This window comes from Paraburkholderia sp. LEh10 (genome assembly GCF_017814945.1).
Classification (GTDB): domain Bacteria; phylum Pseudomonadota; class Gammaproteobacteria; order Burkholderiales; family Burkholderiaceae; genus Paraburkholderia.
The window spans coordinates 132,003-152,688 of record NZ_JAGIPX010000009.1 but is presented as its reverse complement, the minus strand read 5'-3'; the positions used below and the strand labels follow the sequence as shown (position 1 = coordinate 152,688).

Annotated in this window: 19 protein-coding genes; 9 read left to right on the top strand and 10 right to left on the bottom strand. The window is 67.3% G+C overall.

The window, feature by feature from the left end:
* Window positions 1-48 precede the first annotated feature (48 nt).
* From msrB to msrA, 3 genes are read left to right on the top strand one after another with little or no spacing between them, the layout of a single operon-like run.
* Complete coding sequence (msrB, locus tag J8I87_RS10335) at window positions 49-564, top strand: peptide-methionine (R)-S-oxide reductase MsrB (protein ID WP_209931354.1); 516 nt, start codon at window positions 49-51, stop codon at window positions 562-564.
* A 51-nt stretch (window positions 565-615) separates the two neighbouring features.
* A complete protein-coding gene (locus J8I87_RS10330) occupies window positions 616-2,460 on the top strand; it encodes a cytochrome c biogenesis protein DipZ (RefSeq protein ID WP_209931353.1) in 1,845 nt (614 codons plus the stop codon).
* Window positions 2,461-2,497: 37 nt separating this feature from the next.
* Complete coding sequence (gene msrA, locus J8I87_RS10325; RefSeq protein WP_209931352.1) at window positions 2,498-3,244, top strand: peptide-methionine (S)-S-oxide reductase MsrA; 747 nt, start codon at window positions 2,498-2,500, stop codon at window positions 3,242-3,244.
* Window positions 3,245-3,301: 57 nt separating this feature from the next.
* Here msrA and J8I87_RS10320 read toward each other — a convergent pair whose 3' ends face one another.
* The 3 genes from J8I87_RS10320 to J8I87_RS10310 all read right to left on the bottom strand — a co-directional run bounded on the left by J8I87_RS10320 (window position 3,302) and on the right by J8I87_RS10310 (window position 5,949).
* The gene (locus J8I87_RS10320; protein WP_409518743.1) at window positions 3,302-4,186 is read right to left on the bottom strand and encodes an aldo/keto reductase; all 885 of its coding nucleotides are present in this window, start codon (window positions 4,184-4,186) and stop codon (window positions 3,302-3,304) included.
* A gap of 82 nt (window positions 4,187-4,268) precedes the next feature.
* The gene (locus J8I87_RS10315) at window positions 4,269-4,670 is read right to left on the bottom strand and encodes a RidA family protein (RefSeq protein ID WP_209931350.1); all 402 of its coding nucleotides are present in this window, start codon (window positions 4,668-4,670) and stop codon (window positions 4,269-4,271) included.
* 151 nt (window positions 4,671-4,821) lie between these two features.
* Complete coding sequence (locus J8I87_RS10310; protein ID WP_209931349.1) at window positions 4,822-5,949, bottom strand: MBL fold metallo-hydrolase; 1,128 nt, start codon at window positions 5,947-5,949, stop codon at window positions 4,822-4,824.
* A gap of 80 nt (window positions 5,950-6,029) precedes the next feature.
* On the opposite strand from J8I87_RS10310, the gene J8I87_RS10305 reads away from it, so the two are divergent.
* Entirely contained in the window at window positions 6,030-6,665 is a 636-nt protein-coding gene (locus tag J8I87_RS10305) for a TetR/AcrR family transcriptional regulator (protein WP_209931348.1), read from the top strand.
* Window positions 6,666-6,818: 153 nt separating this feature from the next.
* Here the strand turns inward: J8I87_RS10305 and J8I87_RS10300 are convergent, their stop codons facing one another.
* The 3 genes from J8I87_RS10300 to J8I87_RS10290 form a co-directional block, all read right to left on the bottom strand.
* Window positions 6,819-7,472: a glycosyltransferase gene (locus J8I87_RS10300; protein WP_209931347.1), complete on the bottom strand. Its 654-nt coding sequence runs from the start codon at window positions 7,470-7,472 to the stop codon at window positions 6,819-6,821.
* Window positions 7,469-8,068: an SAM-dependent methyltransferase gene (locus J8I87_RS10295; RefSeq protein WP_209931346.1), complete on the bottom strand. Its 600-nt coding sequence runs from the start codon at window positions 8,066-8,068 to the stop codon at window positions 7,469-7,471. Before J8I87_RS10295 ends, J8I87_RS10300 begins: the two co-directional genes overlap by 4 nt.
* A gap of 239 nt (window positions 8,069-8,307) precedes the next feature.
* On the bottom strand, window positions 8,308-9,450 hold the full coding sequence (locus tag J8I87_RS10290) for an acyl-CoA dehydrogenase (protein WP_209931345.1): 1,143 nt from the start codon (window positions 9,448-9,450) through the stop codon (window positions 8,308-8,310).
* A gap of 533 nt (window positions 9,451-9,983) precedes the next feature.
* Between J8I87_RS10290 and J8I87_RS10285 the strand changes: the two genes are divergently transcribed.
* The gene (locus J8I87_RS10285) at window positions 9,984-11,552 is read left to right on the top strand and encodes an FAD-dependent oxidoreductase (RefSeq protein WP_209931344.1); all 1,569 of its coding nucleotides are present in this window, start codon (window positions 9,984-9,986) and stop codon (window positions 11,550-11,552) included.
* Between the two features lie 198 nt (window positions 11,553-11,750).
* On the opposite strand, the gene J8I87_RS10280 is transcribed toward J8I87_RS10285, so the two are convergent.
* A complete protein-coding gene (locus J8I87_RS10280; protein WP_209931343.1) occupies window positions 11,751-11,981 on the bottom strand; it encodes a hypothetical protein in 231 nt (76 codons plus the stop codon).
* Window positions 11,982-12,423: 442 nt separating this feature from the next.
* Here J8I87_RS10280 and J8I87_RS10275 point away from each other — a divergent pair, with 442 nt between their 5' ends.
* From J8I87_RS10275 to J8I87_RS10265, 3 genes are all read left to right on the top strand, one after another.
* Window positions 12,424-14,679, top strand: a complete 2,256-nt coding sequence (locus J8I87_RS10275; RefSeq protein ID WP_245253833.1) for a VTT domain-containing protein — start codon at window positions 12,424-12,426, stop codon at window positions 14,677-14,679.
* On the top strand, window positions 14,676-15,449 hold the full coding sequence (locus tag J8I87_RS10270) for an endonuclease/exonuclease/phosphatase family protein (protein WP_209931342.1): 774 nt from the start codon (window positions 14,676-14,678) through the stop codon (window positions 15,447-15,449). The genes J8I87_RS10275 and J8I87_RS10270 overlap by 4 nt, the downstream gene beginning before the upstream one ends.
* Window positions 15,450-15,522: 73 nt before the next feature.
* Window positions 15,523-15,684, top strand: coding sequence for a hypothetical protein (locus J8I87_RS10265; protein ID WP_209931341.1), 162 nt, complete (start codon window positions 15,523-15,525; stop codon window positions 15,682-15,684).
* 114 nt (window positions 15,685-15,798) lie between these two features.
* Here J8I87_RS10265 and J8I87_RS10260 read toward each other — a convergent pair whose 3' ends face one another.
* Both J8I87_RS10260 and J8I87_RS10255 read right to left on the bottom strand, forming a co-directional pair.
* The gene (locus tag J8I87_RS10260; RefSeq protein ID WP_209931340.1) at window positions 15,799-16,413 is read right to left on the bottom strand and encodes a glycine zipper domain-containing protein; all 615 of its coding nucleotides are present in this window, start codon (window positions 16,411-16,413) and stop codon (window positions 15,799-15,801) included.
* 213 nt (window positions 16,414-16,626) lie between these two features.
* Window positions 16,627-17,058 carry a chemotaxis protein gene (locus J8I87_RS10255; RefSeq protein WP_313064379.1) on the bottom strand — a complete coding sequence of 144 codons (432 nt, stop codon included), beginning with the start codon at window positions 17,056-17,058 and terminating at the stop codon, window positions 16,627-16,629.
* A 195-nt stretch (window positions 17,059-17,253) separates the two neighbouring features.
* Between J8I87_RS10255 and J8I87_RS10250 the strand changes: the two genes are divergently transcribed.
* Complete coding sequence (locus tag J8I87_RS10250) at window positions 17,254-17,952, top strand: UdgX family uracil-DNA binding protein (protein WP_209931338.1); 699 nt, start codon at window positions 17,254-17,256, stop codon at window positions 17,950-17,952.
* 43 nt (window positions 17,953-17,995) lie between these two features.
* Here J8I87_RS10250 and J8I87_RS10245 read toward each other — a convergent pair whose 3' ends face one another.
* On the bottom strand, window positions 17,996-20,419 hold the full coding sequence (locus J8I87_RS10245) for a PAS domain S-box protein (protein WP_209931337.1): 2,424 nt from the start codon (window positions 20,417-20,419) through the stop codon (window positions 17,996-17,998).
* Between the last annotated feature and the right edge of the window lie 267 nt (window positions 20,420-20,686).

Below are 20,686 nucleotides of genomic sequence, written 5' to 3'. Positions count from 1 at the left end.
GACTTACGCTACAGCCATGTTCAATCGAGCAGCACGAAGGAGCACACGATGAAAAGCCGCAGGGGGTTTCTGTTGTCGGGTGGCGGCGCGCTCGCCGCGCTGGCCGCGCTCGCGCACTGGCGCGCATTCGCAGCAGGCGCGCCGGACGCGGCGAGCGGCGTGCCCGAGCGCTTCGAGGTCACGCATCCGGATGCGCAATGGCGTGAGCTTCTCACGCCCGCGCAATACCACGTGCTGCGCGAGGAAGGCACCGAGCGCCCGTTCAGCAGCCCGCTGAACGACGAGCACCGCAGCGGCGTGTTCGCGTGCGCGGGTTGCAAGCTCGAACTCTTCTCGTCGCAAACAAAGTTCGACAGTCACACGGGCTGGCCGAGCTTCTGGGCGCCGCTCGATCACGCCGTCGCGACGCGCGAAGACGCTTCGTGGGGCATGCTGCGCACGGAAGTCCACTGCCGCCGCTGCGGCGGCCACCTGGGTCACGTATTCGACGACGGCCCGAAGCCCACAGGCCTGCGCTACTGCATGAACGGCCTCGCGATGACCTTCACGCCGCGCGCCGTCTGACGCGTCGGCCCGACGCTTTCCCGATTCGCACAAACAACCACGCAAACCATCATGCTCCTCATCGTCCTCGCTTATCTCGGCGGCGCGCTCACGATCCTGAGTCCGTGCATCCTGCCCGTGCTGCCCTTCGTTTTCGCGCGCGCCGACCAGCCGTTCGTGCGCAGCGGCCTGCCGCTGCTCGCGGGCATGGCGCTCACCTTCGCACTCGTCGCGACGCTCGCGGCCGTCGGCGGCGGCTGGGTCACCCAGGCGAACCAGTATGGCCGCTGGCTCGCGATCGTGCTGCTCGCCGTATTCGGCGTGACGCTCCTGATGCCGCGCTTCGCCGACCGGCTGATGCACCCGCTCGTCAGCGCGGGCAACCGGCTGTCCGCGCTCGCGCAGGCGGACGGCGCGGCGCAAGGTCCGCTGCGGCGCGTCGGCGCGTCGTTCGTGCTCGGCATCGCGACGGGCCTGCTGTGGGCGCCTTGCGCGGGCCCGATCCTCGGCCTCGTGCTGACGGGCGCGGCGCTGCGCGGCGCGAGCGCCGGCACGACGCTGCTGCTGCTCGCTTACGCGGCGGGCGCGGCGACCTCGCTCGCCGTCGCGCTGCTGATCGGCGGCAAGGTCTTCGCCGCGATGAAGCGCTCGCTCGGCGCGGGCGAATGGGTGCGGCGCGGCATCGGCGTCGCGATGCTGGCGGGCGTCGCCGCGATCGCGCTCGGTTTCGATACGGGCGTGCTCGCGAAGGTCTCGACGGTGGCGACGAGCGGCATCGAGCAGCGGCTCGTCGACACGCTGTCGCCTTCCAAAGGCACGGGCGGCGCGACGCTGTCCGCGAACGCCCCGGCGATGACGCAGGCCGCCGATACGCGTCACGCCGACACGAACGCAGCGCCCGCCGAAGGCGCGATGATGCGCGCGTCGAGCGCGGCTGCGGCGCTGCCCGTCGAAGGCACGCTGCCGCCGCTGGCGGGCGCCGTCCAATGGTTGAACTCACCCCCGCTCACGGCTGAGCAGTTGCGCGGCAAGGTCGTGCTCGTCGATTTCTGGACCTACTCGTGCATCAACTGCCTGCGCACGCTGCCGTATGTGAAAGCGTGGTCGCAGAAGTACCGTGACATGGGTCTCGTCGTGATCGGCGTGCACGCGCCGGAGTTCGCCTTCGAGCGCAATATCGACAACGTGAAGAAGGCCACACACGATCTCGGCGTCGACTACCCGGTCGCGATCGACAACAACTACGCGATCTGGCGCGCGTTCGACAACCAGTACTGGCCGGCGCACTACTTCGTCGATGCGCAGGGCCGGATTCGCCACCATCATTTCGGCGAAGGCGAATACGAGCAGTCGGAAAAGGTCATCCAGCAACTGCTGGCGGAAGCGGGACATGCGGAGGCCGCAAAAGTGGCGACGGGTCTCACGCAGCACGCGGGCGGCGTCGAGGCGGCCGCCGACGGCAACGACATGCGGTCGCCGGAAACCTATCTCGGCTACGCGCGCGCCGAGAACTTCGCGTCGCCGGGCGGCGAAGCCGAGAACCGCGTGCATACGTATGCCGCGCCGACCCATCCCGATGTCAACGACTGGGGCCTCGCGGGCACGTGGAAAGTGGGCGCCGAGCACGCGACGCTCACCGCGCCGAACGGCAGCATCGTCTATCGCTTTCATGCGCGCGACCTGCATCTGGTGCTCGGTCCCGGCGCGAACGGCAAGCCGGTGCGCTTTCGCGTCAGCATCGACGGCGCCGCGCCCGGCAACGCGCACGGCACCGACGTGAGCGCCGACGGCTCGGGTGTCGTCACAGGGCAGCGGCTGTATCAGCTCGTGCGTCAGACGGGCGACGTGACCGACCACACCTTCGCGATCGAATTTCTCGATCCGGGCGTCGAGGCCTACGCGTTCACCTTCGGCTGACCGATATCACTCTTCTTTGATTCGAGGAACTACCACCGTGGACAAGAAACTCATCGCAGGCGCATTCGGCTGGACCCGCACGTCAGCGGGCAGAATCGCGGCGCTCGTCGCGCTCGGCGCGGGCGCGCTCGTGTGGCAGCACGGCGCGCTGGCGGAACAGGCTGTGAAAATTCCGCCGCCCGCACAGGACGAAAAAGCAGGCAGCGCGCACACGGAAACGGCCGTCTTCGCGGGCGGCTGCTTCTGGGGCGTTCAGGGCGTGTACGAGCATGTGAAGGGTGTGAAGCAGGTCGCGTCGGGCTACACGGGCGGCGCGGCCAGCACCGCGCAGTACGAGACCGTCAGCGGCGGCGACACGGGGCACGCGGAATCGGTGCAGATCACCTATGACCCGACGCAAGTTACATACGGCCGCCTGCTGCAGATTTTCTTCTCCGTCGCGCACAACCCGACGCAACTGAACTACCAGGGCCCGGATCACGGTACGCAATACCGCTCCGCCGTGTTCCCGCAGAACGCCGAACAGCGCAGCATCGCGCAGGCCTATATCGCGCAGCTGAGCGGCGCGAAAGTGTTCTCCGCGCCGATCGTCACGAAGGTCGAGGACTTCAAGGGCTTCTATCCGGCCGAGCAGTACCACCAGAATTACCTCGTGCTGCATCCGGAGTCGCCGTACATCATGATCAACGACCTGCCGAAGATCGATTACCTGAAAAAGATGTTCCCGGACACCTATCGCAGCGATCCCGTCTTGCTGAAAGCGTCCGCGTCGTCCGCTTCATGAGGTGTCGCGTTGCCAGGCCTTTGCGCGGTTCGCCGGTTGCGCGCACGACGCACTGGCTCAGCCGCCGACGGCTTCCACGATGCGCGAGCACATCGCCTTGTCCGGATACGGCCCGACGCCGGCGCGCACGTTATCGGCCATGTATTCGGGGCGTCCCGTGCCGGGAATCACGACCGTCACGGCCGGTTGCGCGAGCACGAATTTGAGCAGCACCTGCGCCCATGTCGCGCAGCCGATCTCGGCTGCCCACGCGGGCAGCGGCTGCTTGCCGACGCGCGACAGCAGCCCGCCGCCGCCGAACGGCTGATTGATCACGACGCCGATGCCGAGATCACGCGCGAGCGGCAGGATGCGCTGTTCGGCGTCGCGGTCGTCGGCGGCGTAGTTGATCTGCACGAAGTCGGGCTTCTCGCTGCGCATCACGCTCGCGACTTGATCGAAAGCACTCGACGTGTAGTGCGTAATGCCGATGTAGCGGATGCGCCCACGCGCTTTCCAGTCGCGCAGCGTTGCAAGCTGCGTGCGCCAGTCGACGAGGTTGTGTACCTGCATCAGATCGATGCGCGGCTGTTGCAGGCGGCGCATCGACCCTTCCATTTGCGCGATGCCCGCTTCGCGCCCCTGGGTCCAGACCTTGGTCGCGACGAATGCCTTGCCGTGCGCGCCGAGCCGCGTGAGCAGCGTGCCCGCGACGGCTTCCGACGAGCCGTACATCGGCGACGAATCGATTGCCGATCCGCCCGCCGCGAAGAGGACGTTCAGCACCTCCGCGAGGCGCGCCTGGCCGCTCGCGTCGTCGCCGACATCAAACGTGCGCCACGTCCCGCAGCCGACGATGGGCAACGCTTCGCCCGTCGATGGGATCGCGCGCCGCTCCATGCGCGGCGGCGAATTTTGCTGAGCGGCGACGAGTGACGGCATCGACATGGCGAGCGGCAGCATCATCGCGCGCCGCATAAAGCCGCGGCGCGCGGCAAGTTCGACCGGGTATCGCATCGGCTTTCTCGACGGCGACGCCAGCGCGTCAACCCGGACGGCGCGCGATGAAGTCGATTTCGACGAGCGCGTCGCGCGCGAGTCCCGTGACGCCCACGCAGGTGCGCGCGGGCAGACGTCCCGGCGGAAAATGCGCGGCGTAGACAGCATTCATCGCTGCGTAATCGCGCTTGAATTCCGTCAGGAAGATGCGCGCGGAGACGACGTGTTCGAGGCTCAGGCCGATGCCCTTGAGCACCAGCACGAGGTTCTCCATCACGCGCTTCGTCTGCGCGGCGACGCCTTCGGGCAGCGGCGCGGCGTCGTCGTCGGGCGACGTCGGCATCTGGCCTGTGACGAACACCCAGCCGCCCGATTCCGTGGCGTGGGAAAACGGGCCGACGGGCGTCGGTGCGCCCTCGACCATCCAGAACTGCGTGGTTTCGCTCATCTGATCAGGCTCCGTGGGTTCGCATCGGCCGGTTTTTGAAAGCGCAACGTTTTGCCGTGGAGAGTGCGCGGCGACGGGATACCTTAACGCGGTTCGCGTGAGGTTGCATGCGCGCCATTCTCCGCAACGGCAGCCCATTCAGCCGTCAGCCTCACCCGTTGCCCTGCCCCGCTGGCCGGCACGATGCGCGGCGGCGCGCGAACTTCGGCGCATCGACGGCCTCCGTCACGTCGCGCCACCAGCGCTCGCCCCGGTGCGGCGACGCGAGGCTCAGCCGCTCGCCCATGCGCGGCGTCGCAAGCGCGACGCCGTGTGCGGCCGCCAGTCCGACGACGCGCTCGAACGGTTCCTGCCAGCGGTGCATCGCCAGATCGAATGTGCCGTTGTGGATCGGCACGAGCCAGCGTCCGCGCAGATCGATGTGCGCCTGCACGGTTTCGTCGGGCTGCATGTGGACGTACGGCCATTGCGCATCGTAGGCGCCCGTCTCCACGAACGTCACGTCGAACGGGCCGAGCCGCTCGCCGATCGTCCTGAAACCGTCGAAATACCCTGTGTCGCCGCTGAAAAACACGCGCAGGTCGCCATCGACGATCACCCACGACGCCCACAGCGTACTGTTGCCATCGAACAGGCTGCGCCCGGAGAAATGCTGCGCGGGAGTGGCCGTGAACTGCACGCCGTCGATCTCGACGCCTTGCCACCAGTCGAACTGCCTCACCTTCGACGCATCGATGCCCCACGCGATCAGCCGGTCGCCGACCCCGAGCGGCGTCAGGAACACGCCCGTCGTCCCAGCGAGCGCGAGCACCGTCTCGCGGTCCAGATGGTCGTAGTGGTCGTGCGACAGGATCACGCCGCGCAGCGGCGGCAGCGCCTCGCGCGCGATGGGCGGCGCATGAAAGCGCTTCGGTCCCATCCGCCTGAACGGCGACGCGCGCTCCGCGAAAACAGGATCGGTCAGCCAGAACTGGCCGCGCAGCTTGAACAGCAGCGTCGAATGGCCGAGCCGGAACAGGCTCCCGTCAGGCGCGGCGTCGAGGTCCGCGCGCGTCAGCGCATCGACGGGCAGCGCACCCGACGGCGCCGTGCCGTCCGGCTTGTTGACCAGCACGTTCCACATAATGCGCAAGGTCTTGCCGAGACCTTCCGCCGGGCGCGGCTTCACGTTGCGAAAACGCTCGCCGTCGTGCTGCGGCGACGTGCGGGACAGCACGCGCCCGCGCTGCGCGGCCGCGATGCCCAAGACCTGACTGATGTTGCCGATGATCGATTTCATGCGAGCCGTCACGTTGAAGGTAGACTGCACAGTGTAGTTTATTGTCTCGAAAAGTAAACCATCCAGTGTAAAATTAACGCATGGATGAGAGCACGCCCCTTTCCCGTCTGACCGATCGCAAGCGCGCGGCCGTGATCGAAGCGGCCATCGACGAATTTCGCGCGTCGGGTTTCGACGCCACCAGCATGGACCGCATCGCGGCGCGCGCGAGCGTGTCCAAGCGCACCGTCTACAACCATTTCCCCAGCAAGGATGCGCTGTTCGCGGCGATTCTCCAGCAACTCTGGGACGCGAGCGCGGGGGGCGAAGCGCCCGGTTATCGCGCGGATCAGCCGCTGCGCCCGCAGTTGCTCGCGTTGCTCACGCAGAAGCTGCGCCTGTTGAACGACGACGCGTTCATGTCGCTCGCGCGCGTCGCGATCGCGGCGGGCATTCATTCGCCGGAACGGGCACGCGACATGGTGGCGCGCATCGGCGAGCGCGAAGAAGGTTTGACCGTGTGGATACGCGCGGCCGCTGCCGATGGCCGCCTCCAGACCCGCGACCCGGCATTTGCCGCGCAGCAGCTTCAAGGGCTCGTGAAAGGCTTCGCGTTCTGGCCGCAGGTGACGATGGGTCAGCCGCCGCTGACGACGGACGAGCAGAAGAAAGTCGCGGAGTCGTCGGCGGATATGTTTTTGGCCTGCTACGCGGCGAATTCGAGCGACCGGAACTGAGCGGCTCGCATCCCGACCGCCTCGCGGGCTTAACGCCCGCCAGTTGACGCGTGCTTGACGCGTGCTTGACGCCTGCTTGACGCCTGCTTGACGACTGCTTGACGCCTGCTTAACGTCCGCTGATCGCCTGCTTATCGCCTGCTTAACGTCCGCTTACCGCCTGCCGAGCGCCGCCAGCGTGTCGCCGAAGCCGCCGCGCACCCTAGACGCAAGGCGCGCGCTCGTCACGACGCGCGGCGCCGCGCTCCACGCGATCCGCGCGCCCGTCTCGACGAGCAACCCGACGAGCGCGACATCCTCGCTGCACGCAAGCGGCGGAAATCCTCCCGCGCGGCAATACGCAAGCGTCGACACGCCGAGGTTCGCGCCATGCACGTGCCGGTGCCCGTCGGCGTTCAGATACGCGCGATAGAACGCGTCGCGGGTCAGTGCGTCATGCTGACGCCAGTCTTCGATGATGACGGGACCGCACACCGCCTCCGCGCCCAGCGCCAGTTGCGCGACGAGCCAGTCGGCCGCGACGCGGCTGTCCGCATCGGTGAACGCGAGCCAGCGCACGCCTTGCGCAACCAGCGCCGCCGCGCCCGCCGCCCTCGCCTTGCCGACATTGCGTGCTTCGAGCATCAGCGCGTGTGTATCGAAGCAGCGCGCAATCGACGCCGAGCGGTCCGTGCAGCTATCGAGCGCGACCACGATCCTGACCGTCTCACCGCGCAACGCCGGATGCGCGGCCGCCATGCGCGCGGCCTGCAGGCAATCGGCGAGCAGTTCTTCTTCGTTGTGCGCGGGAATCACGATGCCGATCATGCGAGCCCCTCGCGCTGCGCAATCGAGCAGACTTCCTTCGACCACACGTCCAGCAGCAGATCGTGCTCCGCGTGTTGCACGAGATGGGTCAGCGCGGGCAGCGCGCCGAACGTGGCGTGCACTTCGTCGGCCGTCTGCAGCTTGCCTTCGAACGGGTGACGCCAATGGCACGCGACGAGCGCGCCGTCGCCCGTCAGCGATGCGCACGCGCGCTGCGCGAGTTCGGCCGTCGCCTCGCGCGACAGGTAGTAGCACAGCTCGCCGATCACGATCAGGTCGAAGCACGCGTCGGGCCATTCTTGCGGAATCGCACGCTTTTCGACGATGACGTTGCGCGCTTCGCCAAGACGCTCGCGCGCAAGACGCACTGCAAACGCGCTGATGTCGCATACCCGCAGCCGCTCGCAACGCTGCGCGAGCAGCGCCGACAGTTCCCCGTTCGAGCACGCGGGCTCGAAGCCGAGCCGGTAGCGCTCGCGCGGCAGCGCCGCGATCATCAGATGACGCTTGCGGCGCTCGTACCAGCTATCGCGGTAGTTCCAGGGGTCGTCGTCCTGACGGTACAGGTCGTCGAACCAGGCGGCGGAAAATGACATGCGCGTCCTTTTTGTTGTCGTGCGGAGATGCCGGACTCAGCGCGAGCGTGACGGGAGCAGCACACGCGGGCGTATCGCACGCGGGCGCATGACATGCGGGCGTATCGCACGCGGGCGCATGACATGCGGGCGTATCACACGCAGGCGCATCGCACGCGGGCGCATGACACGCAGGCGCATCGCACGCGGGCGCATGACACGCGGGCGTATCACACGCGGGCGCATCGCACGCGGGCGTATCACACGCGCCCCAGATTCCATGGCTCGCGGGCGTCGTCGCCATCGACGAGCGTCAGTCCCAGCGCACACTCGTCGCGCTCGGCATGGCTTTGGCGCAAGAACACGGGCAGATCGGCGATCGCGTGCGCAAACCAGTCATCCGTGCAGAACGGCACGGCGCCCAGAGCGCGCGATACGTGTTCCATCACCTGCCCGGCCGCCTGCTCGACGGCGACGCGCACGCGCAACGCGCACTGCCGCGCGTCGTCACGCGGATGTTCGTCGATCCACGCGGCCGTCTCGCGCAACAGCGCGGCGACGGAGGACAGTTCAGCGTCGGCGGCGCCCAGATGCGCGCACGCATGCGGCTCGGCGTGCCGCTTGACGCTGCTGCGCAAGATCGCCGCGAGGGCCGCCGCGCAGCCGTACCAGCATGCCGCGATGCCCGCGCCGCCGTGCCAGAAACCCGCACGCGACAGATACGCGCCGCTTTCGCCGATCTGCACGGCGCGCGCGCCGTCGAAGCGCACCTCGCTCGTGGCCGTCGCGCGCATGCCGACGGCCTGCCACCCGCTCGCATCGATCGCGATGGAAGGCTGCGACAGTTCGACGGCAGCCAACACTGGCTCGCCGTCGCGCCACGCCGTAACCAACGCATGCGATACATGCGGCGCGCCCGAGCACCACGGCTTGGCGCCTTCGAGCGTCAACGCGTCGCCGCCCGCCGCATGCGCAATCAGCTTGCGATCGGGCGGCTCGGCGGCCCATACGGCCCAGTTGCCATCGTCCGCGAGTTCGGCGCGCTGCAACTCGGCGAGGATCGCGAGCGCGTCGGTGTGCCCTTCGTAGAGCTTCACCAGCGACAGATCGCACGCCGCCACGGCCGCAAGTCCGCGCCAGCGCGTCGCCGTTTCGCCGCGCCCCGGCAGCGGCAGCCAGTCCATGCCCCGCGCACGCAGCGCGTCGAGCGTGGCGGCGCGGCCCGCCGCGTCTTCGTCGTGATAGCGCACGCCCGCCACATAACGTTCGAGCGCGGGCACGAGCGCATAGCGCCGCGGCCCGGATTCGGCGTCGGGTTCCTCGTCGGACAGACGCAGTCCGCTGTTGATGTACCACGCAGCGGGCGCGGCGCGCCGCAAGGGATCGTGGCCGATATCGTTCATACGCTCCTCCATGACGAGCCGGGCGAGGCCGGGCATTTGTACGCGCGCCACCGACAGTTGCGTGCGTGTGCGAACGGCCATGCAAGCGCTGTGCCCACGAGGTTGCGTGCCCGCTTGCGTGACAACGTGTTTCGCGTGCGCGGTGTTTCGCGTACGCGTGGTGTTTCGGTGTTTCGGTGTTTCGGTTGTTTCGGTGTTTCGGTGTTTCGGTGTTTCGGTGTTTCGGTGCTTCGGTGCTTCGGTGTGCTTCGGTACTTCGGTGCTTCGGTACTTCGGTGCTTCGGTGCTTCGGTGCTTCGCGTGCTTGGCCGTGTTGCGCGTGCGCGCGGTGCTTGCACCCGAAACACCGCTTGGCCGCCTTCGTGTTTCGCGTACGCGCGGTGCTTCGGTGTTTTCGCGCACCCGAAACACCGCTTGCCCGTCTTCGCGGGTCGGACGGCATGGCGCTTGCGTGCCTTACATGAATGACCCTGCGTGAGCGCGAAGCTGCGCGCGCCGCAGTCGCAGCGCGGCCGCTCCAGACGAGGAAAACAATGGCTACAGACACGACAATGCAAAAGGTTGCCCGGTTCCCCGATCTCGCTGACAACGGCATGAAGCGCATCGACGCGAACGGCACGCCGATTCTGCTGATCCGCTGCGGGAACGCCGTTCATGCGTTCGGCGCGGAGTGTCCGCATGCAGGCGGGCCGCTCGAACAGGGCGCGCTATGCAACGGACGGCTGGTGTGTCCATGGCACAAGGCGACGTTCGACGTCGCGAGTGGCGCGATCATCGAGCCGCCCGCGCTGCTTCCGTTGACCCGCTACGCCACGCGCATCGAGCATGACGACGTGCTCGTCAGCAGCACGCCGCAGCCGCCGGAACGGGCGCACGCGAAGGCCGCCGACAGCCGCACCTTCGCCATCGTCGGCGCAGGCGCGGCGGGCGCCGCAGCGTGCGCGGCGCTGCGCGAAGCGGGCTTCGCAGGACGCGTGGTGCTGATCGATCACGAGCCGCGCACGCCTTACGACCGCACGGTGCTGAGCAAATTCGTGCCGTCCGGCGAGATGCCGCCGGACGCGATCCCTCCCCTTCTACCCGACGATTTCTTCGCGACGCACGCGATCGAGTTCATCCAGGCCGAGGTCGCGACGCTCGATGCGCGCCAGCGGCGCATCGATATCGGCAGCGCGCCGTCGATTCGCTACGATGCGGCGCTCGTCGCGACGGGCGGCGTACCGAAGCGGCCGGCGTTGCAAGGCGCCGATGCCGACAGCGTGAAGGCGCGTATCCGGCTCTTGCGCAATCGCGACGACGCACGGCGTCTCGTCAACATGGCTGAGCAAGGCGAGCATGCGCTCGTGCTGGGCGCGAGCTTCATCGGCCTCGAAGTGGCCTCGGCGTTGCGCGAGCGCAAGCTGCGCGTGACGGTGGTTTCGCCGGGCAGCGTACCGTTCGAAAAGCAGTTCGGCGTCGAACCCGGCCGGTTGTTCATGCGGCTTCATGAAGCGCATGGCGTGCGCTTTCGCATGGGACACCGCGCGAACGCGGTCGCACCGGGCACGGCGGACGGCGCATTGCGCGTGACGCTCGATAACGGCGATACCGTGGCGTGCGACTTCGTCGTGGCGGGCATGGGCGTGACGCCCGCGACGGGCTTCATCGCAGGCGTGACGCGCAATGGCGATGGCAGCGTCGACGTCGATGCGTCGATGCGCGTGGCCGACGGGCTCTATGCAGCAGGCGACATCGCCCGCTTCGAACTACAGGCGCTGGGCGGCGGGCGCGTGCGCATCGAGCACTGGCGCGTCGCGCAACAGCATGCGCGCATCGCCGCGCACGCGATGCTGGGCTTGCCCGCAGCGGAACCGCTCGTGCCGTTCTTCTGGACCTATCACTATGGCAAGACCTTCGACTATCTCGGCCACGCGCGGCACCGGGACGAAACGATTTTCACGGGCAAGCCCGATACCTTTGAATTCATCGCGCTGCTCGGCGAGAAAGGCAGGCTCGTCGCGGCGCTCGGCTGCAATCGCGAAAGACAGATAGGGCTGCTTGGCGAAGCGATGCGCAAGCCGCTGGGCCTTGCTGACGCAAGGAAGATTGTCGAGGCGGCGTAAAGGGTGATGCACTGAGGGCTGATTCACTGAGGCCTGATGCACTGAAGGCTGATGCACTGAAGGCCTGATGCACTGAAGGCTGATGCACTGAGGCCTGATGCACTGAAGGCTGATGCACTGAAGGCCTGATGCACCGAAGGCTGATGCACTGCGTCTTCGCATGATGACATGCGAGGCGCAGTGCACTTTGCTTCGGCTTTACGGTTCGCGCTTTTGGCCTGTCGAGCTATCGCGCTGCGATGGACGTCCGCCGCCCCCTGGCGGCTCCGGACGATCGCCCGTGCCAAGCGGCACTTCCGCTGTTTGCGTCGGATGCGGATTCGACCGTGCCGGGTTGGTTCTCTTCATTGTTTCGGTCGGCTCGCCGGGCTGCGTCGTGCTGCCGGGTTTTGCTGGTGGTGCGCTGGCCGTCTGGTGCCGTTCTTCCATGTCGGTTCTCCTTCGAATGACGATGAGCGCCTGCCGCACGACGCGCGGTGGAAGATCTACATGCGGCGTGGAAGCTTTGCACGCGCGCGTTCCGGTGCGAATTCCACCTGCCGCGCTCGCGGCGCATCGAACTCGTCAGCGTCACGCGTCAGGGCTGACGCTGCCCGCCCTGATGCTGCGGCGGCTTCTGGTTCTGCTGTTGCTGCCCGCCATCGCGATTCGGTTGATGAGGGGTCGCTGGATGATTCGGTGCTGTCTTCTGCGTACTACTCATCGATTGCTTCAACGTGCGCTCCTTTCGTTTCGTGGCCGCGCGCGGAATCGATCCGGCGCGAGGACTCACACGATGAAACCGGCAAGCGGTGTACCTGTCACGCGCACGCGCCGCAGCCTTGTTGCTGCATAGCGTGAGGAACAGCATTTGCTGAAAGGCGTTCGTCGGATGTTTGCTACCGGATTTTTTCATGTGCCGATGACCCATCACGCGACCACCGCCACAACAGTCGAACCCGCCGATCAACGGTCGGCGAGCCCTGTCGGAAATCAGGGAAAGCACAACCCGCGCCCGCTGCTGCGCCCTGGCCACAACTGTCAACTGCAAGAGAGAACCCGACGCTTTCGCATCCTGATCGATGCAGCCGATTACTTCTCGGCGTTGCGGGCGGCGATGACGCGTGCGCGCCATACGATCTACATCGTCGGCTGGGATATCGACAGCCGTCTGCAACTCGTGCCCGGCGGCGCGCCGGACAATCTGCCCGCAGGCCTCGCCGATTTCCTCTGCGCGCTCGCGGAAACCAACCGCCATCTGCGCATCTACATCCTCGCGTGGGACTTCGCGATGCTCTACGCGTTCGAGCGCGAATGGCTGCCCGTATACAAGATGGGCTGGCGCACGCACCGGCGTATCCGCTTCCGCCAGGACGGCAGGCATCCACTTGGCGCCTCGCATCATCAGAAGATCGTCGTCATCGATGACGGGCTCGCGTTCGCTGGCGGCATCGATCTCACGCGCTCGCGCTGGGACACGCCCGCGCACGATCCCGACGCGCCGCTGCGCCGCAACGCCGACGCCGCGCGCTATCCGCCAATGCATGACGTGCAGGCGATGTTCGACGGCGCCGCCGCGCATGCCGTCAGCCGTCTGGTGCGCGAGCGCTGGCGACGCGCGACGGGCACGCCGATCGACCTGTCGCCCGACTCGACACACCGCGTGCCCGGCGCGAACGGCTGCGCGGACATCTGGCCCGCAGGCGTCGCGCCCGATATCGAAGACGTCGAGCTGGGCATTTCGCTGACGGAACCGGCCTATGAAGGCAGGCCCGCCGTCGAGCAGATCCAGCAGCTCTATCTCGATGCAATCGCGGCCGCGCGGCACACGATCTACATCGAGAACCAGTACTTCACCGCGAGCCGCGTCGGCGAGGCGCTCGTCGCGCGCCTTGCAGGGCGCGACGGCCCGGACGTCGCCGTGGTCGGCCCGGAACGGCAAAGCGGCTGGCTCCAGGAAGCGACCATGGGCGTGCTGCGCGCGAAGCTGCACGAGGCGCTGAAGCAGGCGGACCACCACGGACGCTATGCGATGTATGCGCCGACCATTGGCGCAATGAACAGCACGCATGGCCAGATCATCAACGTGCATAGCAAGCTGATGACCGTCGACGACGAGATACTGATCGTCGGCAGCGCGAATCTGAACAATCGCTCGATGGTGCTCGACACGGAATGCAACATCACGCTCGAAGCGTGCGGCGACGCGCGCGTGCAGGCGGCCATCGCGTCGGTGCGCAACCGGCTGCTCGCCGAGCATCTCGATGTGTCGGCCGAGGCCGTGCAAGCCGCGCTCACGACGCAGCGGCTCAACGACGCGATCGCCTCGCTGCGTCACGGCGGGCGCACACTGATGCCGCTCGATCCCGGCGTTTCCGGCGATCTCGAAGATCTGGCCTCGCGCGTGTCGGTGCTCGATGCCGAAGCGCCCGTCGCGCCGCAAGAACTCGTGCGCCATTTTCTGCCCGAAGAGCACAGCCGGCCGCTCACGGGCAAACTGCTCGCTTTCGGCACGCTCGTCCTGATCGTCGTCGCGCTCGCCGTGCTGTGGCGCTTCACGCCGCTGCGCGACGCAATCAGCTTTTCCGCGCTCGTGCACGGCGCGCAGCAGGTGCATGCGTCGCGGCTCGGGCCCGTCGCGATCGTCGCGCTGTATGCGCTCGCCGCGAGCGTCTCAGTGCCCGTCACGCTGCTGATCGCAGTCAGCGGCTTCGTGTTCGGCGCGCTTTGGGGCAGCGCTTACGCGTTCACGGGCACGATGATTTCCGCGTGCATCACCTACTACGCAGGGGCAGCGCTCGGTCACGATGCCGTGCGCAGGCTCGCCGGCAGCCGCCTGAACCGGCTCAGCGAAAAGCTCGGCAAGAAGGGGTTTGTCACGGTCGTGCTGCTGCGCGTCGTGCCCGTCGCGCCGTTCACCATCATCAATCTCGCGGCGGGCGCCTCGCATATCGGGCTGCGCGACTTCCTCGCGGGCACGGCGCTCGGCATGGCGCCCGGCATCGTGCTCGCGACGACGTTCGCCCATCAACTGGTCGCCGCCGTCCGGCATCCGTCCCTGCTGGGGCTTGGGCTCGTCGCGCTGATCGGTGCTGCGCTCGTCGGGCTGTCCGTGGCCTTGCAGCGATTCCTCGCCAACCGCTCATGAACGACCGAGGCCCGACCTTGCATCAAACGGCCGCCCCGCACAGGGCCGCAGCCGGGGCCCGCGCGCTGCGGCTCGCCACCTACAACATCCACGGCGCGATCGGCACGGATGGCCTGCGCGCTCCCGAACGCATCGCGAGCGTGATCCGCGAGCTCGACGCCGACATCGTCGCGTTGCAGGAAGTGCCGCTGGGCGGCAGCCTCGCGCCAAACGCGTTGCCTGTGTTGCGTGAAGCGACGGGCATGGACGCGATCGCCGGCCCGACGCTCGACACGCGCGAGCGGCGCTACGGCAACGCGATCCTGAGCCGCCTGCCCATCTGCGCGACGCGTTCGCTCGATTTGTCGTTCGGCACGCGCGAGGCGCGCGGTGCGCTCGATGTGGATGTGCAGATGGGCGTTTCCGGCGGCAGGGCCATGCCGCTGCGTGTCGTCGCGACGCATCTGGGCCTGTCGGCGCGCGAGCGGCGCGCGCAGATCCGCGCGTTGATTGCCGCCTTCGATACGCCGCGCATGCCCGTGATCCTGATGGGCGATCTCAACGAATGGTTCATCTGGGGCCACGCGCTGCGCATGCTCGTGTCCCATTTCCGCGCCGCGCCCGCGCCGCGGACATTTCCGTCGCGTTTTCCCGTATTCGCGCTCGATCGCATCTGGATGCATCCCGCGGACAGGCTGCTGGACGTACAGGTGCATCGCAGCATGCTCGCCCGCGTTGCGTCTGATCATTTACCGCTAGTCGCGCGGATCGCGCGGGAGCATTATCCATAATGGCCCGCACGGAAATGCAGGCGCAGCGCGTGCATCTTTGCGGGTCCGTTCAACTTTCTTCATGGAGCAGCCAATGGTCAGAAAGAACTACGCCCCCGATGAAAACGCCCCGCGCCACCCCTATGGCGACAAGGATGCGGGCGTCGGCATGGGCCGGATCACGCTCGACGACGAAGACGATCTCGAAGACGACCTGGACGATGAAGAGGACGAAGAAACCCCTGAAGGGCGCTGACCCGGCGGCACAGCGCCGGATCGCGCGAATCCGGCCCGATTGACGAAAGCGCAACGAAAGAACCCAGCGCGCGGTGTCACGCCGCGCGCTGCGTTCGTTTTAACGGCGGCTACTTCACGCGTGCCGCTCGGCGGGCCTTTCGATGCCGCGCGCGTCATCGCGCGATTCGCCCGGCACCGGCTGCGGCGCTCGCGTCGGATCGAAGTCGGCCCAGCGGCCCTGCTGCCAGCGTCCCGATGCGCGTTCGATGGACGCCCCGCCTGCGTCGCGCAGCACATGGGCCGCCGTCTGCTGGTTGTCGGGCGTGACATGCACCGCGAGCAGCACGCCGGAATCGCGCACTTCATGATGGACGCGCTCGTGACGCATGTCTTTGCCGCCGCCGCGCGTCTGGTACATTGCGCCGATCAGCGAGCCGATATACGCGCCCACCCCCGCCGCGATCGCGGACACGAGCACAGGCGCGGAGAACGCCGTGAAGATCGCGACGCCGACCACGGCGCCCGCCACGGCACCGAGCGTGACACCCATGCCGGCGCCTTTCGGCGCACCGGTGGCAGCGGCGTCCTTGTTTTCATCGCCACCGATCGGAAAGCGCGCGTGCTGGCCACGCGGATTGACGAAGAACAGCGACACGTCCTCTTCGACGAAACCCGCAGCGAAAAGACGCTCGGCGGCCGCTTCGGCGGCGGGGAACGTGGTGAATCGTGCGGCAACGATGAGCGACATGATGCCTCCTTTCCAGACCTTCGTTCGATAAAAGGCGGCGGCGCCTGAGTCACGTCCTGAGCGGCGCCCGAGCCACGCTTGAGCCACGCTTGAGCCACGCTTGAGCCACGCCTGAGCCACGCCCTGAGCCGCGCCTGAGCGCCGTTTGACCGCGCCGCCCCGCTACGATCGGGCATTGAGCAACGCGTGCGCCCGCACCGGGCGCTTCACGGTCTAGCTTCCCCGCTCGGTGCGTCGTTCGCGTCGCTGCGCGTGCCGCTCGTCATCCTGCTCTTCGTCAGCTTCCGTATCTTCGTCGGGGCCCTCGGCGATTTCGCCCGCGATGCCTTGCGCCGCTTCTTCCTCCCCCGTCGCATCGATCACGCGATCCACGTCGATGTCTTCGTTCTGCTCGAGCGTCGAATCGCCATCGGCGGATGCGCGCTCGCCCGTGCCGGCGCGGTCGGTATCGCTGGCAAGTTCGGCGTCGCCTGTTTCGAGCGCGTGATTGTCGAGTTCGCTGTCGATGTCGAATTCGTGGCGCTTCGCGCCCGCCACGTCGCTGCCGCTATCCGAGGAGTCGCTTGGCCCAAGCGATGCATTGTCGTGTCCCGTTTGCCGGACCACGGGCTGTTGTTCGTCATCGGGATTCAGTGTGCTCATGATGGCCTCCAGAGTGGGTCGTGATTCAGTGCTGCATCGCTCTGGGGCCGCAAGAACCATTCCGCTGTGCGAACGAACAGGCTCGCGCGGCGGCACCCGAATGAAATCGACTGTGGGGGAACGATGAAATCGACTTGGGGGAACGCGCCTTGCTGACGTGTCGACATGTGCAGCGCGCACATCTTCGACGCCAACGTTATGAGCACCCGCAAACCCGCCACGCCGTCCGATGCAACCGATGCACCCGCCGATGCACCCGCCGATGCACCCGCCGATGCACCCGCTGTAGAGCGGGAGCAGCAGCCGACGCGTCTCGGCGATTGCCGCCGCTGCGCGCTATGGTCGAAGGCGACGCAGGCAGTGGGCGGCATCGGTCCTAAGCATGCGCCGATCATGATGGTCGGCGAGCAGCCCGGCGACAAGGAAGATCAGCAGGGCAAACCATTCGTCGGCCCAGCCGGTCAACTGCTCGATGATGCGTTGCAGGAAGCGGGCGTCGCGCGGCGCGACGTCTATGTGACCAACGCCGTCAAACATTTCAAATGGGAGCCGCGCGGCAAGCGGCGCATGCACAAGACGCCCGCGCAGCGGGAGATCGATGCATGCCGTTACTGGCTCGAACGGGAGCTGGCGTCCGTCGGCCCGCGCGTGATCGTCGCACTGGGCGCGACCGCGTTGAAGGCGATCCTCGAAGACCGCGCCGCGCGCCTGCAAGCCGTGGTCGGCAAGGTGCTCGAACACGGCGGACGCCATGTCGTGCCGACCTATCATCCGTCGTTCGCCTTGCGCGCGCCCGACGAAGCGACGCGCCAACGCGCATACGCGGCGATTGTCGCGGCGCTGCGCAAGGCGGGAACGCTCGCGCAGCGCGATGCGTCGCGCGAGCGCGATGAATGAACACAATCGATCAATATCGTGCAGCGCGAGTCGTCGTCGGCCGTCAGGCCTGCGCGGCCAGCGCTTCTTTCAGCTGATCGAACGAATACGGCTTGCGCAACGCTGTCCATTCGAACGGCAGCGACGCACCGTGCGGCGGCGCTTCCATGCCCGACGCGAACACGACCCGCCGCGCGGCCCCCATGCCGACCGCCGCGCGCGCGAGATCGATGCCCGACATGCCAGGCAGCGTCAGGTCGGTGAGCAGCACGTCGAATGGCTGCCTTTGCAGGACCTGCAGCGCCTCTTCGCCGTTGCCCGCCGCCTCGTACGCGTGACCGAGCAGGCCAAGCAGTTCGCACAGCGCATCGCGCGCGGCCGCCTCGTCTTCGACCACCAGAATGTTCAGGGCGGCGGGCGCTGCCTCGCGCTGCGCGCCAGTGCTCCCGTCGAACATGCCGCGCACCTTGCGCGCAAGCTGCATGCGGCTATAGGGCTTTTGCAGCAGATCGGCGCCGTGCTGGAGCTGCGCGTCGAGCCCCATCGTGTCGCGCGTATGGCCCGACGCGAACAGCACTTTCAACGACGGGCGCATCAGCAGCGCCTGACGCGCCATCTCCGGACTCAATAGCGGACCGGGCATGACGACATCGCTGAACAGCAGATCGACTTTTGCGCCACTGCGCAGCACGGTCAACGCCTCCGTCGCGTCATTGGCCGTCAGCACGGCGTAGCCGAGTTGCGACAGCATGTCGACCACCGTCAACTGCACGCGCCGGTCGTCTTCGACGACTAGCACGGTCTCGACGCCGCGCAGCTCGTCCTCCGACCCGGCCTCGTCATGGGCGGGAGGCCGCACGGTGGGCGGCTGCGTCGAACGCGGCAGGTAGATCGTGATGGTCGTGCCGACGCCCGGCGTGCTCGCCAGTTCGATATGTCCACCGCTTTGCAGCACGAAGCCGTAAGCCATGCTCAGTCCGAGACCCGTGCCCTGTCCTTCCGGCTTTGTCGTGAAGAACGGATCGAACGCACGCTCGGCGACTTCCGCGTTCATGCCCGAGCCCGTATCGGTGACGGTCATCTTCACGTATTCGCCTGCGCCGATCTGCATCGTCGCCGCCGCCCGCGCATCGAGCGCGGCGTTCGACAAGCCGAGCGTCAGCACGCCGCCCGAGGGCATCGCGTCGCGCGAGTTGATAGCCAGATTCAGCACGACGTTTTCCAGCTGATGGGTATCGACCAGCACGTTCCACAACCGGCCGCCGACATGCGATTCATGGATCTTCACCCGCACGCGCTCGCCGAGCGCGCGGCGCAGCAGGTCCTCCATGCCGCGCAGCACATCGCCGAGATTGACGACGATGGGCAGCAGCGCCTGGCGGCGGCCGAACGCGAGTAGTTGCGACGCGAGCTTCGAGCCGCGTTCGACCGCCTCGATCGCGCGGCCGATGCGCGCGCGGCTCCATCCATCGTCGTGCCGCGCGCCGAGCAGCTCCAGGTTGCCGCGCAGCACTTGCAGCACATTGTTGAAGTCGTGCGCGACGCCGCCCGTCAGCTTGCCGAGGGCTTCCATCTTCTGCGACTGGAACAGCGCCTTGCGTGTCTGTTCGAGCAGCTCGGCCGCCTGGCGGCGCTCGGTGATGTCGCGCGTGATTTTCGCGAAGCCGATCAGCGCGCCGCCCTCGTCGCGGATCGCGTCGATCACCACATGCGCCCAGAAGCGGCTGCCGTCGCGCCGCACGCGCCAGCCCTCGGCTTCCCAGCGCCCTTCGCGCGCGGCCGTCTCCAGCCCGCGCCGCGGCACGCCCGCCGCCGCGTCTTCCGGCGTGTAGAAGCACGAGAAATGCGAGCCGATGATCTGCTCGTCCGTATAGCCCTTGATGCGCCGTGCGCCCGGGTTCCAGTTGGTCACGTAGCCTTCGGGCGACAGCATGAAGATCGCATAGTCGTTCACGCCCTGCACCAGCAGGCGAAAGCGCCGGTCGCTTTCCAGCGCGGCATCGGTGGCGCTCTTCTTGTCGCTGATGTCGCGCACGACTCGCCCGTAGCCGAGCAGCTCGCCCTGTGGCGAGTACAGCGCAGTGAGCACGACGTTCGCCCAGAACAGCGTGCCGTCCTTGCGCACACGCCAGCCTTCCGTCTCATAGCGGCCTTCTTCCCGCGCGCGCTGAAGGCCGAGCTCCGGGATGCCTGCGCGCTGGTCGTCCGCCGTGTACAGCACCCTCACGTGCTGGCCCAGGATGTCCTCGGACCGGTAGCCTTGGATGGTCTCGCCGCCCCGATTCCAGCTGACGATTGTGCCGTCGGGCGCCACCGCGAAAATCGAGTAATCGGTGGTGGATTCAGCCCACAAGCGCACCCATTCGCTGCTGAAGGCGGCCGCGCACGCGTGCGGCGTCTTCGCCGCGCCGCCCGCCGGCCCGCGCGGCAAAGACGGCTCAGCGTGCTGTCCGGCAACGCCGCCGATGTCGTTGTTGTCGTCGCTCATTGCCCGCTCATCGCCCATGGTCGTTGCCCACGCTGATTGCCGACGTTGATTGGCCACGCCGATTGCGCACGGTGATTGCGCACGAAACGGCTCGTCTGAGCGGCTATTGTATAAGCACCGTTTGCCGTCCGGCATGCCGATCTAACCTGATGCCGCCGCTGTTTTCGCCACGCTGATTGCGCACGGTGATTGCCCACGAAACGGCCTCGTCTGAGCGGCTATTGTATAAGCACCGTTTGCCGCCCGGCATGCCGATCTAACCTGATG